This window comes from Paraburkholderia aromaticivorans (assembly GCF_002278075.1).
Classification (GTDB): domain Bacteria; phylum Pseudomonadota; class Gammaproteobacteria; order Burkholderiales; family Burkholderiaceae; genus Paraburkholderia; species Paraburkholderia aromaticivorans.
Genome location: NZ_CP022989.1, coordinates 975,531 through 991,708, shown reverse-complemented (window position 1 = coordinate 991,708; position 16,178 = coordinate 975,531). Strand labels below are relative to the sequence as shown.

The following is a 16,178-nucleotide window of genomic DNA, read 5'->3' as shown; positions in this document are numbered from 1 at the left end:
ACGCCAGTGGCAGGCCGGCATGAGCGCGGCCAGACGCGACGCGCATGACCGCCTAGACGAGGCGATGCACCTTGACGGTGCAAGCCACGCCCACAGGCGGCGCATGCTCCCCTCGGCGGGCGCAATCTTTCGGATAAATTTCATTGGAATGTGTGTCAGCGTGCGCATGGAGCTTGCTTAAGGTATATCGATAAAGCACATTTGAGAAACGGCGCCGAGGTTGTTCGCCTCCGCGTTCGGACCGGGCCGGGTCTCGCGTGAGAGGACTGCATGACGATTGCGCAACAGGAAAGGACGGCCAGCGCGCCGCATGGCTTCGAGGTCGAGATGACGTCGGGGCTCGAACGTTTTACGGTGCAGCATGGCGAGCTCACGCTAAGCAGCGTGTTTCAGCCGATTTTCAGCCTGTCTCATATGCGGGCGGTCGGTTACGAAGGGCTGCTGCGGGCGCATGACGCGCTCGACCGGCCCGTGTCCCCGCTCGATGTTTTCGGCGAGGCCGCGCGCGTCGGCGACGTACTGCAGGTGGACCGGCTGGCCCAGACGCTGCATCTGGAAAATTTCAAGGTGCTCGGCGCCGAGCGGGAATGGCTGTTCCTGAACGTGCATCCCGGCGCGCTCACCGATCCGTATCTCGCCGCCGCCTTGCTGGCCACCCTGAAGCGGCTCGATCTGCCGCCGCGGCGCATCGTGCTCGAGGTGCTCGAACATCGCGCGGAAGATCTGGAGCGTCTCGCCGACGCGGTGCGCCAGTTCCGCGAGCGCGGGTTCCTGATCGCGCTCGACGACTTCGGCGCGGGCCACTCGAATGTCGAGCGGATCTGGCAATTGAATCCGGACATCGTGAAGCTCGATCGCGTGATGCTGTCGCACGCCGCGCATCGCGCCGACATGGCGACGATCCTGCCGGGCCTCGTTGCGCTGCTGCACGAAGCGGGCAAGCTGGTGCTGATCGAAGGCGTGGAAACGGAGCATGAAGCGCAGATGGCGCTCGCCTGCAACGCGGACTTCGTGCAAGGCTTCTTCTTTGGCCGTCCGAATCCGGGCGCGGCCGACGCGTTGCACGCGGCGACGTGCATCAGCGAACTCACCGAGCGTTATCGTGACCAGGTCGAAGCGCGCGAGCGCCGCAATGCGAGCCGCCTCGCGCCGTACTTGCGGGCTTTCGAGCGGGCGGCGGAGCGCCTCGCGGCCGGCGAACCGCTCGAGGAAGTGTGCTGGAATTTTCTCGCCCTCGACCATGCCGCGCGCTGCTTCCTGCTCGATGCGAAGGGCAAGCAGGCGGGGCGCAACGTCGTGCTGCGCGCCGATCGCGCGGCGCACGAAACGCGCTTTCTGCCGCTGGCCGACGCGCAAGGGGCGAACTGGCTGCGTCGCCCGTATTTCCGCGATGCGATCAATGCGCCGGAGCGCGTGCATGTGACGCGTCCCTATCTGTCGATCAACGAGGCGTTGCCGTGCGTCACGCTGTCGGTGGCAACGCGCGTCGGCGAGCAGACCTGTGTGCTGTGCGGCGATATCGACTGGGTGGACGAAGAGCGCTTTTGAATGCCCCCGGACTGGCGCTTTGCGCCAGTCCGCCAAGGGGGATAAAACTACTTTGGGATGGCCCGGCATGTTTCTGGGAGATCATGTCGTCTTCAACGACTCCCAGCCGTGCTTATGTCCGTCCTTCTAGAAGTCATTGCCACGACCGTTGCCGATGCGCGCCTCGCCGCGCAAGCGGGCGCCGACCGTCTCGAACTTGTCACCGCGATGGGCGAGGGCGGCCTGACGCCAAGCCTTGGCTTGATCGAAGCGGTGGTGGCGGCGGTCGGCATTCCCGTCAACGTGATCGTGCGGCCGCATAGCCGCTCGTTCGTGTACGACGCCGACGACTACGCGGTGATGCTGCGCGACGTGCGGGCGCTCAAGACAGCAGGCGCGAACGGTATCGTGATCGGCATGCTCGACGCCGCGGGCGAGATCGACCGCGAAGGTCTCGCACGTGCGATCGACGCGGCCGACGGACTGGCGATCACCTTCCATCGCGCATTCGACGAAGCGCGTGATTTGGGCGAATCGCTCGACGTGCTGCTTGGCTTTCACGCCGTGACGAATGTGTTGACCTCGGGCGGACAACCTTCGGTGCTGCAGGCGCAAGCCACGATCCGCGAGCTGGTGCGGCAAGCGGCCGGTTCGCATTTGACGGTGCTGGCCGGCGCGGGTTTGACGGTCGACGCCATCGCCGGTTTCGTGAGCAGCACGCAAGTCGAGGCGGTGCATTTCGGCTCGGGCGTTCGTGTGGACGGCAAGGGTCTCGCGCCGGTCGACGCGTCCCGAGTCGCGAAGGTCAGAGCGCTGCTGGATGCGCACGTGAGCGCCGCATCGCGCAGATAAGTCGTCGGGCAAAGAAAATGCCGCTTCGAGAACGCTCCCGAAGCGGCATCGATTTACGCCTGTCCGCGTGCGAACAATCTACTTCGCCACGACCACCGGAATGCCGCGCAGCTGCCCCGCGCCCTTCACCTCGTCGAGCGATTTGCGCACCGACTCACCCGTCGCCGCTTCGATCTGCAAGCGTGCGGCCAGATCGCGCTCGCCACGCTTCACACCCGCCAGATTCGCGAGCTTCACGTGGCCATAACCGCGCACGCGTGCGTGCAGATCGGCCAGCTTCGCCACGTCTTCCAGGTTGCCGGTATGGAGCTTTGCCAGCGCACGTTGCAAGGTGGTTTCGTAGTCGCCGGCGAGTTCGCGCTCCATCTTGCGCTCCAGCGTGCGGCCGAACGGGTCGAGCATCGTGCCGCGCAGACCGCGGACTTTCGCCAGCGCGCCGAGCACCGGCCACATCCATTGACCGAAAGTTTTCTTGGCCGGATTCTTGCCGGGTTCCGGGCGCGTGAGCGTCGGCGGCGCGAGATTGAACTTGATGCCGAAGTCCTTGCCGGCCACCCCTTCGAATTGCGCTTCCAGCGCTTCACGGAACGCGGCATCCGTATGCAGGCGCGCCACTTCGTATTCGTCCTTGACCGCGAGCAGACGATAGAACGTGCTCGCCACCGCGCGCGTCACGCGCTCGCTCGGCGCGTCCACGGCGGTTTCCGCGCGGCGTGCCGCATCGACCAACGCGCGATAGCGCTTCACATAGCTGGCGCCGCCGTAAATCTCGAGCCGGCCTTCGCGATGGGCGATCAGTTCGTCGAGCGTATCGACGCGCACCGCCTGCTTCGCCAGATGCCGTGCCTGCCACAGCGATTCGAGCGCGGCCGGATCTTCGGCCGCGAGGCGGCCGATCGAAAACGCGAGCTGGTTCATCGGCACCGCCACGTTGTTCAATTCGATCGCGCGCATCATCGCACCGAACGAGACCGGCACCAGACCGAGTTGCCAGGCATAACCGAGCATCAGAATGTTCGCGCCGATGGTGTCGCCGAGAAAGCGTGTGGCGAGTGCCTGCGCGTCGCACGTCGACATGCGCTCCGCGCCGGCCGCGTGACGCATCTTGTCGATCAGCGCGTCGGCGTGCAGGGTCGCGTCCGGGTTCTGCACGAACGTCGCGTTCGGAATCGCGTGCGTGTTTACGACAATGCGCGTGCGGCCATGACGCACCGTTTGCAGCGCATCGGCGCTCGCGCCGACCACCATATCGCAGGCGAGCAGCACGTCGGCCTGCTGCGTGTCGATACGCACCTGATTGAGCCATTCGTCACGCGCGGCGAAACGCACGAACGACAGCACCGAGCCGCCCTTTTGCGCGAAGCCCATGAAGTCGAGCACCGACGCGCTCTTGCCTTCCAGATGCGCCGCCATGCTGATCAATGCGCCGACCGTCACGACGCCCGTGCCGCCGACGCCCGTCACCAGAATGTCGTACGGTGCGGCATCGAGATGCGTGGCGGGAACCGGCAATGCATCGACGCGCGCAGCGAGTGCCGCCGGATCGAATGCGGCGCCCGCGGCCTTCTTCAGCTTGCCGCCTTCCACCGTGACGAAGCTCGGGCAGAAGCCGTTCACGCACGAATAGTCTTTGTTGCACGACGATTGATCGATGCGGCGCTTGCGGCCCAGTGCGGTTTCAAGCGGTTCCACCGAAAGGCAATTCGACTGCACACCGCAATCGCCGCAGCCTTCGCAGACTTCCTCGTTGATGAACAGACGCTTGTCCGGATCGGGAAATTCGCCTTTCTTCCGGCGCCGGCGTTTTTCCGCCGCGCAGGTCTGGTCGTAGATCAGCACGGTCACGCCGTCCGTGTCGCGCAATTGGCGCTGCACGGTGTCCATCTCGCTGCGATGGTGAAACGTGGTGCCCTTCGGGAAAAGGTCGTGATGGCCGTCGTATTTCTCCGGCTCGTCGCTGACCACGACGAAGCGCGACACGCCTTCGGCTTCCACCTGACGCGCGATCTGCGGCACCGAGATGCTGCCGTCCACCGGCTGGCCGCCCGTCATCGCGACGGCGTCGTTATAGAGAATCTTGTAGGTGATGGTGGTTTTCGCGGCCACGGCCTGACGGATCGCCAGAATGCCGGAGTGGAAGTACGTGCCGTCGCCGAGATTCTGGAATACGTGGCGCGTTTTCGTGAACATGGAATGCGAGGCCCAGTCCACGCCTTCGCCACCCATCTGGATGAGACCGGTCGTGTCGCGCTCCATCCACGACGCCATGAAGTGACAACCGATGCCCGCCTGCGCGATCGACCCTTCCGGCACTTTGGTCGACGTGTTGTGCGGACAACCCGAGCAGAAGTACGGCGTGCGCTTCACGCCGTCCGCCGCGTTCGAGAGGATCTGCGGCGCGACCAGATCGACCACGCGTTCGCGGCGATCGAGCGCGGGCTTGTGCCTCGCGAGCCAGTTGGCAAACACCGGCAGAATGCGCGACGGCCGCAGTTCCCCGAGCGACGACAGCAGCAGCGTGCCGTCCTCGGCGTGCTTGCCGACCACGATCGGCCGCGTGCCCTGCGTGCGGTTGTACAGATAGTCCTTGATCTGCTGTTCGATGACCGGGCCTTTCTCCTCGATCACCAGCACTTCGGACAAGCCGGACACGAATGCGTCGATACGCGTCATCTCGAGCGGAAACGACAGTCCGACCTTATAGATCCGCACGCCGGCCGCTTCCAGATCGGCGACCGTCAGATCGAGGCGGCGCAGCGTTTCCATGAGGTCCAGATGCGCCTTGCCGCACGTCACGATCCCCACGTTCGCATGCGGGCTCGGCGCGATCCATTTGTCGATGCTGTTCACGCGCGCGAAGTGGCGCACCGCGTCGAGCTTCGCATGCATCCGCGATTCGATCGTCAGGCTCGGCAGATCGGGCCAGCGATTGTGCAGGCCGCCTGCCGGCGCTTCGAAATCCTGCGGCGTGGCCCAGTCGGTGCGCAGCACGTCGAGATCGACCGTCGAGCCCGATTCGACCGTTTCGGAGATGGCCTTGTAGCCGACCCACGCGCCCGAGAAGCGCGACAGCGCCCAGCCGTACAAGCCGAACTCGAGCATGTCCGCGATGTTCGACGGATTCACGACTGGCATATGCCAGGCCATCATCGCGAAGTCGCTCTGATGCGGCATCGACGACGATACGCAGCCGTGGTCGTCGCCTGCCACCACCAGCACGCCGCCGTGCGGCGACGAGCCGTAGGCGTTGCCGTGCTTGAGTGCGTCGCCGGCACGGTCCACGCCCGGGCCCTTGCCGTACCACATCGCGAACACGCCTTCGACGGTGCGCTCCGGGTCGGATTCCACCCGCTGCGTGCCTAGCACGGCGGTGCCGCCGAGCTCCTCGTTGATGGCGGGCAAGAAGCGGATATCACTCGCCGTGAGCAGTTTTTTCGCTTTCCACAACTGCTGGTCGACCATGCCGAGCGGCGAGCCGCGATAGCCGCTGATGAACCCGGCGGTGTTCAAGCCGCGTGCCTTGTCAGCGGCGCGCTGCATGAGCGAAAGGCGCACCAGCGCCTGCGTGCCGGTCAGGAAGATCCGGCCGCGCGTCGCGGTGAGGTTATCGGACAGCTTGTAATCGGCTAGTGCGGGCGTGCCGTCGATGGGCAGGCGAGCGGTCATGGGTGAGTCTCCGTTGTCGATCGGAGTGGGCACTGCGGCGCTCACTCCGATCCCATGCAACATGGTTTTGGGATTCGCATCCGCGCCCGGTGGTGGGGACCATGAAAATGGCGCAGCGAAAGAGACTCTATTTTTTAGCGCCGATTAGAGTGAATTTTTTCTACTTTGGCGGGCAGCTCACGAATAGGCGAGAAGAGCCACGCGTTTTAACGGAGTTTTGAGATAGATCTGCCACGCCGGGGCGGCGTTCGGGTATGCCCTGGTGCGTTGCGAGCGGTCTATCGGACCGGAGCCGTTGCTCTCGGGGCCACGACGGGCGCTTCGTCGAGCGGCACGATCTCGTTGAAATACGCGTAGTCGATATGGCTCACGCCGCTCTCCTCGCTCATGATGTCGACGAAACGGTGGTGCCAGTAGATCTGGTCGCACGACCACATGTGACGCGCCTGCATGGTTTGGGAGGTCGACTCGTCCACGCCCTCCAGCGTGAGAATCAGCGACGTGTCCCGGTGCTTGAGCGTTTCGGCGGTTTCGCCGAACAGCGGGCTGCTTTCGTCGATGATGTGCATGACCGTCCAGCCGAGTTTGAACACGGGGTGCTGATCGCGCACCAGCGTCAGGTCATAGAGCTTGCGCAGCGTATAACCTTCGGCCGTGGTTTCCTGGCGCAGAATACGCAGCCTTGCGTGGGCCTCGGCGATCACATTCTGACGCGCGTTGGCCGAGCGCACCATCAGTGTCATGCGGCCGTCGAGCGGCCGGATCACCGCGTAACGGGCGAACATGATCTTGGCGTGCGGGCGCGAAAAGCGCGCGAAGATCAGCCCGGTCGCCAACGCGATGCTGGACATGCCGACGAAAATTTCCAGTGTGGCGATCCAGTGCGCGTAGACGGTTTGCGGATGCATGTCGCCATAGCCGACCGTCGCGAGCGTTTCGACACTGAAGAAAAATGCGCCGCCGAAACCGGCTGGAAACTGATTGGCGATCGGCGCGTCGCCGAGCATGTAGAGTGCGGCGAAGGTGGTGTTGAGCAGCAGGAACAGCACCGCGAGCGAGACGAAAAACGTCGGCCAGCGAACCGCCAGGGCGCGGTGATAGAGATCCTGCCAGAGCGGTGTCGGCATGCCGTGGGCAATGACCACGCGATCGTCCAGACGCAGTTCGCGGCTGCCGCGCGCGCGGCGCGCCTGCGCGCGTGCTTCGCCGCTGCCGAAGCCTGAAGGACGGTCTGTCGGTTCTGTCGCCATTGCAGGATCGTGGAAATGAAAACGGCCAAAGCGTAGCATGCCGCCTTGTCCGCGGAAGGTGGTTTTCGGCGGGTGGGCGGGTGAATGCGTGCCGCGGCCGTGTGCTGCCGTGTGCCGCGGCGTGCGCGTGCGACGTTCGGACACTTTGCGCTGTCTGTGCTGTCCTGCGCGTCTGCGACGTTGGACACTGCGTGCGCCGCTGCCCGGCAGCGACGCGGTACGCCATGAAATGCGCTCATTTGGGCATGCCGACGCAGCGTCGTCACGCTTCGCGCTGCGGGCTAATGCAATCACCACGCGCCCACGCACGCAATCACGCAATCACGCAATTACTCACACACGCAATCACACACGCAATCACACACGCAATCACACACGCTACGGCCTGCGCGCCTTGGGCTTACGGAAAGGCGCGCGGCTTGGGAATGCCTGCACCGTGTTCGATGTCGTCGACCGCCTGCTGATGGGCCGCCGCGACAGCTTCGGTCACGGCACCGTAGCCGTTGTCGCCGCCTACCGTCGTCCACGGTTTGACGGCTTTCTCGCGATGGCGGATTTCATATTCCGCATCCCAGCGCGCGGCGCTGAGTTCGAGCGGGCGGACGTGAATCGAGTACACGCCGTAGAGGAAGAGCTGCTCAGCCATGGCCGCCTCCAGCCTGTTGGTCCAGCGTGGCGCAACGCGAACGCGAAAGCAAGCTCAAACGCGAAAGGCGCGGCGCCGGTCTGCCTAGAGTTCGATTTCCCCGAGGATGCGATGAGCGAGCGCCTTGGCTTCCTCGAGGGCTTCCTCCGGCGTCGACGAAGTGGCTTCGACTTCGTACACCGTGGTTTCCTGATCGGCGGTTGCGTCGCCTTCGTCGCGCGAGAGGGTGACCACGCCCTGCCACGTGTCTTTTTCTATTTCTCGTGTCGAGGCCGTGGCTGTGTAGATGCCTTTGGTGTAGGTGATGTCGTCCATGGCGTCTCTCCGTCTTCCAAAGGTTTCGGTTTTTTCATCCTAGCACGATGACGGAGCTTCGGTTCTCCACCCTGCCGGCGCGCCATGCCGCTGACCATGCGCGCCGCACAAGGCAGCAGAATTACAGCAGCGCGACAACTTCGTCGAGCGACGGCGCGTGCGCGCCGGCGTGGCGGCACGCGGCCGCGCCGGCCGCCAGCGCGAAGGCCAGGTGTTCCGGCCACGCCCGTTGCGGCGCGGTCATCAGGCTGAACAGCAGGCCGCCGATCGACGCATCGCCCGCCCCGACCGTATCGACCACTTCGACGCGCGGCGGCCGCGCCTCGGTCACCATGGCGCCGTCGATCAACACGGCGCTCTCCGGCCCGCGCGTCACCAGCACGGTGGCGGCCGGATTCATGGCCTGCAACTGCGCGAGGGCGCCGGCCTCGTCGTCGGTCTTGAACAGCAGGCGCAAGTCTTCGTCCGACACTTTGATGAGATCGGCAAGCGCGGCCATCTTGCGCAACGTGGGTTCGTAACCGTGCTCCATCAGGTTGCGGTAGTTCGGATCGAAACTGATCTTCACGCCTTGCGAACGCAGCTCGGCGGCCAGCGCGGCGAGCGTGGCGCCGATCGGCTGCCGCACGAGGCTGATGCAGCCGAAGTGCGCCCACTTCACCTGGCCCATCCAGCCCGCCGGCAGACGTGCGGGATCGAAGGCCAGATCGGCGCTGTTCTCGCCCATGAAGAAGTACGCGGGCGGATGCGTCTGATGCACGATGGCGAGCAGGGGCGGGCGGTCCACGCGCTGCATGAAGCGCATGTCGAGCCCCGCGGCGACGCTCGCGTTCCACAGTTCATCGGAGAAATTGTCGACGCCTAGCGAGCCGGCGCACGCGGTGGGCAGGCCGAGCCGCGCCACGCAGCGCGCCACGTTCCAGCCGGCGCCGCCCGGACGCGAAAGCCATTGCGAAGGCCCGGTGCGGACCAGGTCGGTGAGGATGTCGCCGGCCGAGACGAAGACGGGAAGTTCGCTGTTCTCGCTGGGATTGCTCATTTTGTTTGCTCCGCGGATTCGGACGCAGCGGCCGCGCCGTCGGGCAGCGCGTGGACCAGGACCTCGTAGCAGGCGCCCATGGTGTGGTAGTCGGTCTTGCCGGCCGGACTCTTTTCGTCGCTGTACTTGCGGTTGTCGCAGGTGAGGATGCGATACCACGCGCCATACTTGTGATCGACGAAATGCGCCCAGCTATAGCGCCAGATCTCGTCGTACCAGTCCCAGAAGCGTTCGTTGCCGGTGCGCTTGCCGAGCAGCGCGGCTGTCGCGAAGGTCTCCGCCTGGACCCAGAAATACTTGTCGTGGTCGCACACGGTGCCGTCGGGGCCGAAGCCGTAATAGAGACCGCCGTGGTCTTCGTCCCAGGCGTGCGTCATGGCGGCGTCGAACAGTTCGATGGCGCGCGGCAACAGCCACGGCAACGGACGGAAGCGCTCGAGAATCAGCAGCAGCTTCGCCCATTCGGTCTGATGCCCGGGCTGGAAACCCCACGGGCGGAAGATGTTCGAGCTGTCTTCCTCGTTGTAGTGCCAGTCGACCGACCAGTCGGCGTGAAAGTGTTCCCACACCAGGCCCTGCGACAGCTTCGCCTGGCGCAGTGTGATATTCGACGCCACCCGTTCGGCGCGATCCAGATAGACGAGATGGCCGGTTGCTTCGTGCGCGGCGAGGAGCGCCTCGGTGGTGTGCATGTTCGCGTTCTGCCCGCGATACGAACTGACTCGCCATTCGGGCGATGCTTCGTCGGCATACAGGCCCGCGGCGGCGTCCCAGAAGCGGTGTTCCATCAACTCGAAGGTCGCGCCGATCATGGGCTTCGCTTCCTCGATGCCGGCCATCGCCGCATGCGAATAAGCGAGCAGGACGAACGCGAGGCCGTAGCAGTGGCGCGTCGCGTCGAGCGTGCGCTTCTTGCCGTCGTGCCATTCGAGTTCCCAGTCGTAGCCTTCGTGCTGGGCATCCCAATGTGCCTCGCGCAGGAACTGCAAACCGTGGCGCGCGTATTCGAGATGTTGCGGGTCGCCGAACTGCCGATACGCCATGGCGTAATTGAAGACGTAGCGGCAACTGCTTACCAGATGCCGCGTGGTCCTGTCGTAGACCGAACCGTCGTCGCGGAAGAAATGGAAAAAGCCGCCGCTCGGATCGAACACGTTCGGCGCGTAAAAGCGCAGGGTGTCCTGCACATGCGAGAGCAGAAAGTCACGCTTGCGAAAGCTCTCGACGGGCGGCACCGCAGCGGCGCCGTTGGCGGGGTGAAGCGGATCGGATTGCGTCATGGTGTTTTCACCAAAGTGCTGGCACGGGCAATGAGATGGACGGGCAGGCGGACTTCCAGTTCGGCGGGTGCGTCTTCGAGCAGAAGCTCGACGCCGCGCCGGCCGAGCGCTTCCTTGTCGACCGAGATGGTGGACAGCGGCGGCGTGGCATGCGCGGCGGCGGGAATGTCGTCGAAACCGATGATGGCGATGTCCTCGGGCACGCGCAGGCCGCGCGCGAGGCATGCGCGCAGCGCGGCGAGCGCGGCGGCGTCGTTATAGGCGAACACGGCGTCGGGGCGCGGGCCCGGCGCGTCGAGCAGTTGATGCATCGCGCGCGCGGCGCCGCTGTCGGCGTCGAGGCCGGCGTCGATGGTCACTTCCAGCGACGGGTCGAACAGCAACCCTGCCTCGAAAAACGCTCGTCGATAGCCGAGTGCGCGCTGGGCGATGCTGAAGTGCGCAAGCGAGCCGCCGATGAACGCGACGCGCTTGCGCTGCTGTTCGAACAGATGCCGCATGGCGAGCGTGGCGCCCGCGGCGTTGTCGAGATTCACCGAGCGCATGCCGGGTGCCCACAGGTCGATCAACACGAGCGGACGTTGCATTGCCACCAGCGTGGCCAGCGTTTCCGGCTCGACGAAACCGGCAATTGCCACCGCATCCGGCGCATGCAGGCGCATCTGCTGGATCACGTCTTCGGTGGGGCCGGCGGTCAGCACGGACGGCACGATGCCGCGTTCGCGGCAGGCGTCTTCCACGCCGTGCAGCACGTGCGAAAAGAACGGGCTAACGGCGAAATTGTTGTGCTGACGGTGCAGCAGAAAGGTGAGGCGGCGAATGCGCGGGCGCAACTGGGCGGCGTCATAGCCGAGCTTGCGCGCCGCTTCGACGACGCGCTCGCGGGTGGCCTCGGAAAGGCCCGGCTGGTTCTTCAATGCGCGTGAGACGGTGCCGATCGACACGCTCGCCGCGCGGGCGACGTCGCGGATGGTTGTAGCCATCGAATCAGGCAGCCGCGCGAGAGCGGCCGCAGGGTGTTTGGGTTCGGGCGATTGTATAGTAAAACCGTGTTAAAGCCGCCCAAAAAACCCTCGCTGGACACCCGGAAATACCCGTAAACGCGGGTCATGGCCTGAAATATACTGTTTAGTAAAATAACTAAACAAGCCTCTGTTGACGGCTATGAAAGCCACTCATTCACTCTGGAGACAGATGAGCGCCTTCCGCCTCTCCGCGCAGCAGCGCCACACTTTCATCGGCATCGATCAGCACGAAACCGCTCGCCTCGTGCTTCGCGCGACGCTTGGCCAGCGCCGCCACGGAGGCAATTTCCTCGCTGCTATAGAGCGGCGGCCCGTCGCCCGGCTCGACGCGCACGCAGCCGATCGCCATCGTCACGAAGCCGAAGAACGTCGGGTTGCCGCGCCGGTCCTCGCCGTGAATGCCGCCGGCGAGCCGGTCGGTCGGCGCGTAAAAGCGCTGCGCACCCTCGTTGAACACGTGGATCGCGCGCAGCACGCGTTCGCGCCAGTCTTCGCTCTGGAACAGGATCAGGAAGTCGTCGCCGCCTACGTGCCCGAGGAAGTCGCGGGTCGGGTCGCACACGTCGGCGAGTACGACGGCGGCGAATTTCAGCACCTCGTCGCCTTGCCAGTAGCCGTACTGATCGTTGAACGGCTTGAAGTGATTCAGATCGACGTAGCACGCGTGGAAGCCGGCGTCGTTGCCGAGCAGGCGGGCAATGTGCGAACTGATCGGGATGTTGCCGGGCAGGAAGGTCAGCGGGTTCGCGTAGCGGGCGGCTTCGATGCGCACTTCGGTAACCGCGCGCACCAGGTTCTCGCCGGTGCCGAGGCCCGCGTATTTGCCGTTGTCGGTGATCACGAAGCCGTCGGCGAGATAACGCTGATCGTCGCTCGCGAGGAGCTTGGCCATCTGCTCGACGCTCATCGATTTCTCGATGACCACCGGCGACGCATTGGCGAACAGCAGGCAAGGGCGCTTGCCGAAGAGCTCCCGGTGGTACGGCAGCGCGTATCGGTCCATGAAGCTGCGGCGATTGATCAGCGCGACCGGCTCGTCGTGCTCGACCACCGCCACCGCGTGCAGGTCGGGCAGGCGGTTGAATAGTTCGAGCACGTCGTTGTTGGTCGCGTGGCGCGGCAGCGCGGGCGCGTGCACCAGCATCTTTTCCGACGCCATGCCGCCCGAGGGCGATGCGCTGCTCAGCGTGCGCGTGGTCTCGGGAAATACGGCGATGTGGCCGGCGCGCAGCGCGTCGCGGGCGTCGTCGGTCACCTTGCGGGCCGGTTGCGCATCCGGACGGCCGAAGAAAAACCCCTGCCCGCAGCCGATCCCCATGTCGCGCACCACGATCAGATCCGCTTCGTTTTCGATGCCCTCGGCCACGAGCCGGGCGCCGCTTGCGTGGGCAAAGCACTGCATGGCGCGCACGGCTTCGAACTTGAGCGGGTCGCAAGCAATGTCGTGAATGAAGAAGCGGTCGATCTTCACGACGTCCGGTTGCAGCCGCACCCACAAGTTCATGCTGGCGTTCGCGGTGCCGTAGTCGTCGAGCGCGAATTGCGCGCCGGCGTTGCGCAGCGCCGAGATCACCGGCAGAAAACTGCCGACATCCGGAATCGTGCTTTGCTCGGTCAACTCGATCACGAGCCGCTGCGGATCGACGCCGCGATGACGCAGGAGCGCGAGCGTGTCGTCGCGCGCTTCGGCGAGTTGGCGCATCGCGCCCGCGCTGAAATTCAGAAACAGCTTGCCCTCGGCATCGAGCCGCGCGAACGCCTCGATGCAGGTGCGCGCGGCGGCGCGTTCGAGCGCGATGCCGCAGCCCTCGGCCTGCGCTTGCGAAAACAGCGCGAACGGCGCTTCGAGCGGCGTGCCGGCCGGCCCGCGGATCAGACCTTCGTAACCGAGAATCGCACCGTCTTTCAGATCGATGATCGGCTGGAAGACGGCTGACAGATCACGCCGGGCGATCAACTCCTCGATGCGAGGCGCGGCGGATCGGGAGGGCGAGCGAGGTTGCATGGCAGGTAGGCGTAGCGATCGACCTTTGGCTTATCGGCTGACCCCGCGGCTAATTGAGTGAACTTTTGATGAATCGTCGCACCGGGGTGGTGCGTTTGGATTGGCGTGGGTGTTTTGGTTTGCGCTTGCGGTTGCGTTTGCGTGCTGCCGCCGGCGGGATCCGTCTTGCCAGGAATTCGCCTATGCCGTCAGGCCGAGGCGACAGCCGCGGCGATTGCGCGTGAAATAACAAAAAAGCCGCGCAAGGCGGCTTTCTTCAAATGACGCTCAGGGAGGGCGCTTATGAATGTCCTGTTTGCATTGCGCGCGTATTCAACGGCGCGCGACGGCGGCGGCGGTCCGCTCGCGCGAGGCGGCGTGGGCCTCGCCGCTGGTGTCGCGCGCGCCCCAGCGCTGCGCGAGCGCGGCGCACACCATCAACTGGATCTGGTGGAACAGCATGAGCGGCAAGACCACGGCGCCCACCGCATGCGAGGCGAAAATCACCTTGGCCATCGGCACGCCGGCCGCGAGGCTCTTCTTCGAGCCGCAGAAGATGATGGTGATCTGGTCCGCACGGCTAAAGCCGAGCCGCTTGCTGACGAATATCGTCACGGCGAGGGCGAGAGCGAGCAGCACGACGCAAACCACCAGCAGGCCGCCGAGCGCGGAGAGCGGAATCTGATGCCACAGGCCTTCAGTGACGGCTTCGCTGAACGCGCCGTACACCACCAGCAGGATCGACCCCTGGTCGACGAACTTCAGCACGCCGCGATTGCGCTCGATCCACTTGCCGATCAACGGGCGCAGCAGCTGCCCGGCCACGAACGGCACCAGCAGCTGCAGCACGATGTTGCCCACCGTGTGCCACGGCGAAGCGCCGCTCGCGCCCGCCTGATTGGCGATTACGAGGCTGACGAGCGCGGGCGTGATGAAGATGCCGAGCAGGCTCGAGGCCGACGCGCTGCATACCGCAGCCGGCACGTTGCCTTTGGCAATGGACGTGAACGCGATCGACGACTGAACCGTAGACGGCAGCGTGCAGAGGAAGAGGATCCCCGCATAGAGCGCCGGCGTGACAAGTGGCGAAAGGAGCGGCTTAAGCGCGAGGCCGAGCAGCGGAAAGAGCGCGAACGTGCTGAGCAGCACCACCGCGTGCAAACGCCAATGCGTCGCGCCCGCAATGATCGCTTCGCGTGAGAGCTTGGCGCCGTGCAGGAAAAACAGCAGGCCGACCGCCACGTTCGTCACCCAGTTGAAGCCGACGGCGGCCTGCCCGTGAACCGGCAGGAAGCTGGCAAGAATCACCGTGCCGACGAGGCATAAGGTGAAGTTGTCGGGAAGCAGTTTCGGGCGAGCCATGTCGGAATCTCGATTCGGTAATGCGGATAAGCGCGCGGGCCGTGCGCATGAAGGCGCCGCTCCCGCTTATGGGAAACCCTTATTGTTGTTGATTTTCGATTGAAAATGCAAATTCATTTGCCGAATCGATTAATGAGTGCTGCGCATTGCCACGCAGGTCAGCGTGACGTCGCGACCGCGCTGCAAGCGGTGGTTCAGTATTGGCGACGTCGTCTGTTTGGTCCATGGACTTTTGACAATCCAGGTGAAAACGGTGCCCGCGATTCGTCATACGCAAGCACTGGTCCGCTATCTCGCTAACGCCTTGAAAGCAAGCGGTTTCAGGGCTTTCCCGCAAGCGCTCTGTCGCAAAAAAACGTCGCAGTAACAAGGTGTTACATCCGCGGCGCAGGCCTAACACTTTTTGGCTCGACACCCTTTGCCGGCACCCATAAATTACGGTTCAAAGGCCGTCGGGATGTCGCGCGCCGCGATGTTGTCGCAGCGCCCGTGCCAGTCCCAAAACAAGTCCATCGCAGCTCGAACGGTGGGCTTCAGGCAAGTCTTCGGGCATGAGAGTCACTGGGTGGACGGGTTGTCGAGAACGAGGCACTGGGCGTTGGGCGCGGTTATCGCCGCGCTGTTCTCCTTCGCCTATGCGAAAGCGCCTGGCATGCCTCACGGCGGCGGTGGCGGCTATTCGCATGGCCCGGTGAATCACGCCGCCCGTGGCGACGCGCACAACGGTGGCCGCCACGATGGCGCCAGCGCCGCAGGACCAGCCCGCAATACGAACGCCGACCGCAACGCGCATCTGCCGCAGCGTGGAGCGAACTTCGCGGCTGGCGGTTATGGCAACGGGTTTGGTGTGTATAACCCGGGCATGCGGCGGGTCGCCGGACCGGCCGGTTATGCCGGCGACGGCCGCGGCGGCATGCAGTACGCCGGTGCCATCACGCCGGTCAGTGCCGAGTCGCGCACCGTGCCGCGGCCACCCGCTAATGCGCCGGTTCGCGCCGGCTCGATTCGGGCGGACGTTGCGCGCTATAACGAGGAACGCGGCGGGTCGTCCGCCTGGCGCGCCATGCCGCGCCAGGCGGACGACCCGCGCCAACCGGAAGGTTCGCCTTACCGCAATTAAGCGTCGCGCGGACGTCGCGCCCGGTCGCGCCCGCTGAAACACTTCTCCCCCTTTCGAACTGCCCGGCAGCAACCGCCCGCCGGGTCTTCGCGCGCCCAGGCCGCCCGCTTTG

Annotated in this window: 12 protein-coding genes; 3 read left to right on the top strand and 9 right to left on the bottom strand. The window is 64.9% G+C overall.

The annotated features are described in order from the left end of the window. Positions 1–270: 270 nt before the first annotated feature. Positions 271–1,548 carry a sensor domain-containing phosphodiesterase gene (locus CJU94_RS04440; RefSeq protein WP_095417686.1) on the top strand — a complete coding sequence of 426 codons (1,278 nt, stop codon included), beginning with the start codon at positions 271–273 and terminating at the stop codon, positions 1,546–1,548. A 114-nt stretch (positions 1,549–1,662) separates the two neighbouring features. Then, a complete protein-coding gene (locus CJU94_RS04435; RefSeq protein WP_095417685.1) occupies positions 1,663–2,379 on the top strand; it encodes a copper homeostasis protein CutC in 717 nt (238 codons plus the stop codon). Between the two features lie 78 nt (positions 2,380–2,457). On the opposite strand, the gene CJU94_RS04430 is transcribed toward CJU94_RS04435, so the two are convergent. From CJU94_RS04430 to CJU94_RS04390, 9 genes are all read right to left on the bottom strand, one after another. Further along, positions 2,458–6,045, bottom strand: coding sequence for an indolepyruvate ferredoxin oxidoreductase family protein (locus CJU94_RS04430; protein ID WP_095417684.1), 3,588 nt, complete (start codon positions 6,043–6,045; stop codon positions 2,458–2,460). A 278-nt stretch (positions 6,046–6,323) separates the two neighbouring features. Next, on the bottom strand, positions 6,324–7,295 hold the full coding sequence (locus CJU94_RS04425; protein WP_095417683.1) for an ion channel: 972 nt from the start codon (positions 7,293–7,295) through the stop codon (positions 6,324–6,326). Between the two features lie 400 nt (positions 7,296–7,695). Further along, complete coding sequence (locus CJU94_RS04420) at positions 7,696–7,941, bottom strand: hypothetical protein (RefSeq protein ID WP_095417682.1); 246 nt, start codon at positions 7,939–7,941, stop codon at positions 7,696–7,698. 84 nt (positions 7,942–8,025) lie between these two features. Beyond that, a complete protein-coding gene (locus CJU94_RS04415) occupies positions 8,026–8,256 on the bottom strand; it encodes a hypothetical protein (RefSeq protein ID WP_095417681.1) in 231 nt (76 codons plus the stop codon). Between the two features lie 121 nt (positions 8,257–8,377). Beyond that, on the bottom strand, positions 8,378–9,295 hold the full coding sequence (locus CJU94_RS04410; RefSeq protein ID WP_095417680.1) for a carbohydrate kinase family protein: 918 nt from the start codon (positions 9,293–9,295) through the stop codon (positions 8,378–8,380). Next, positions 9,292–10,575, bottom strand: a complete 1,284-nt coding sequence (locus CJU94_RS04405; RefSeq protein WP_095417679.1) for an AGE family epimerase/isomerase — start codon at positions 10,573–10,575, stop codon at positions 9,292–9,294. Before CJU94_RS04405 ends, CJU94_RS04410 begins: the two co-directional genes overlap by 4 nt. Further along, positions 10,572–11,558: a LacI family DNA-binding transcriptional regulator gene (locus CJU94_RS04400; protein WP_095417678.1), complete on the bottom strand. Its 987-nt coding sequence runs from the start codon at positions 11,556–11,558 to the stop codon at positions 10,572–10,574. The genes CJU94_RS04405 and CJU94_RS04400 overlap by 4 nt, the downstream gene beginning before the upstream one ends. Before the next feature lie 196 nt (positions 11,559–11,754). Then, positions 11,755–13,605 carry an EAL domain-containing protein gene (locus CJU94_RS04395; protein WP_095417677.1) on the bottom strand — a complete coding sequence of 617 codons (1,851 nt, stop codon included), beginning with the start codon at positions 13,603–13,605 and terminating at the stop codon, positions 11,755–11,757. Positions 13,606–13,917: 312 nt separating this feature from the next. Continuing rightward, a complete protein-coding gene (locus CJU94_RS04390; RefSeq protein ID WP_095417676.1) occupies positions 13,918–14,946 on the bottom strand; it encodes a bile acid:sodium symporter family protein in 1,029 nt (342 codons plus the stop codon). Positions 14,947–15,511: 565 nt separating this feature from the next. Between CJU94_RS04390 and CJU94_RS04380 the strand changes: the two genes are divergently transcribed. Then, entirely contained in the window at positions 15,512–16,066 is a 555-nt protein-coding gene (locus CJU94_RS04380) for a hypothetical protein (protein WP_095420216.1), read from the top strand. The last annotated feature ends 112 nt before the right edge of the window (positions 16,067–16,178 follow it).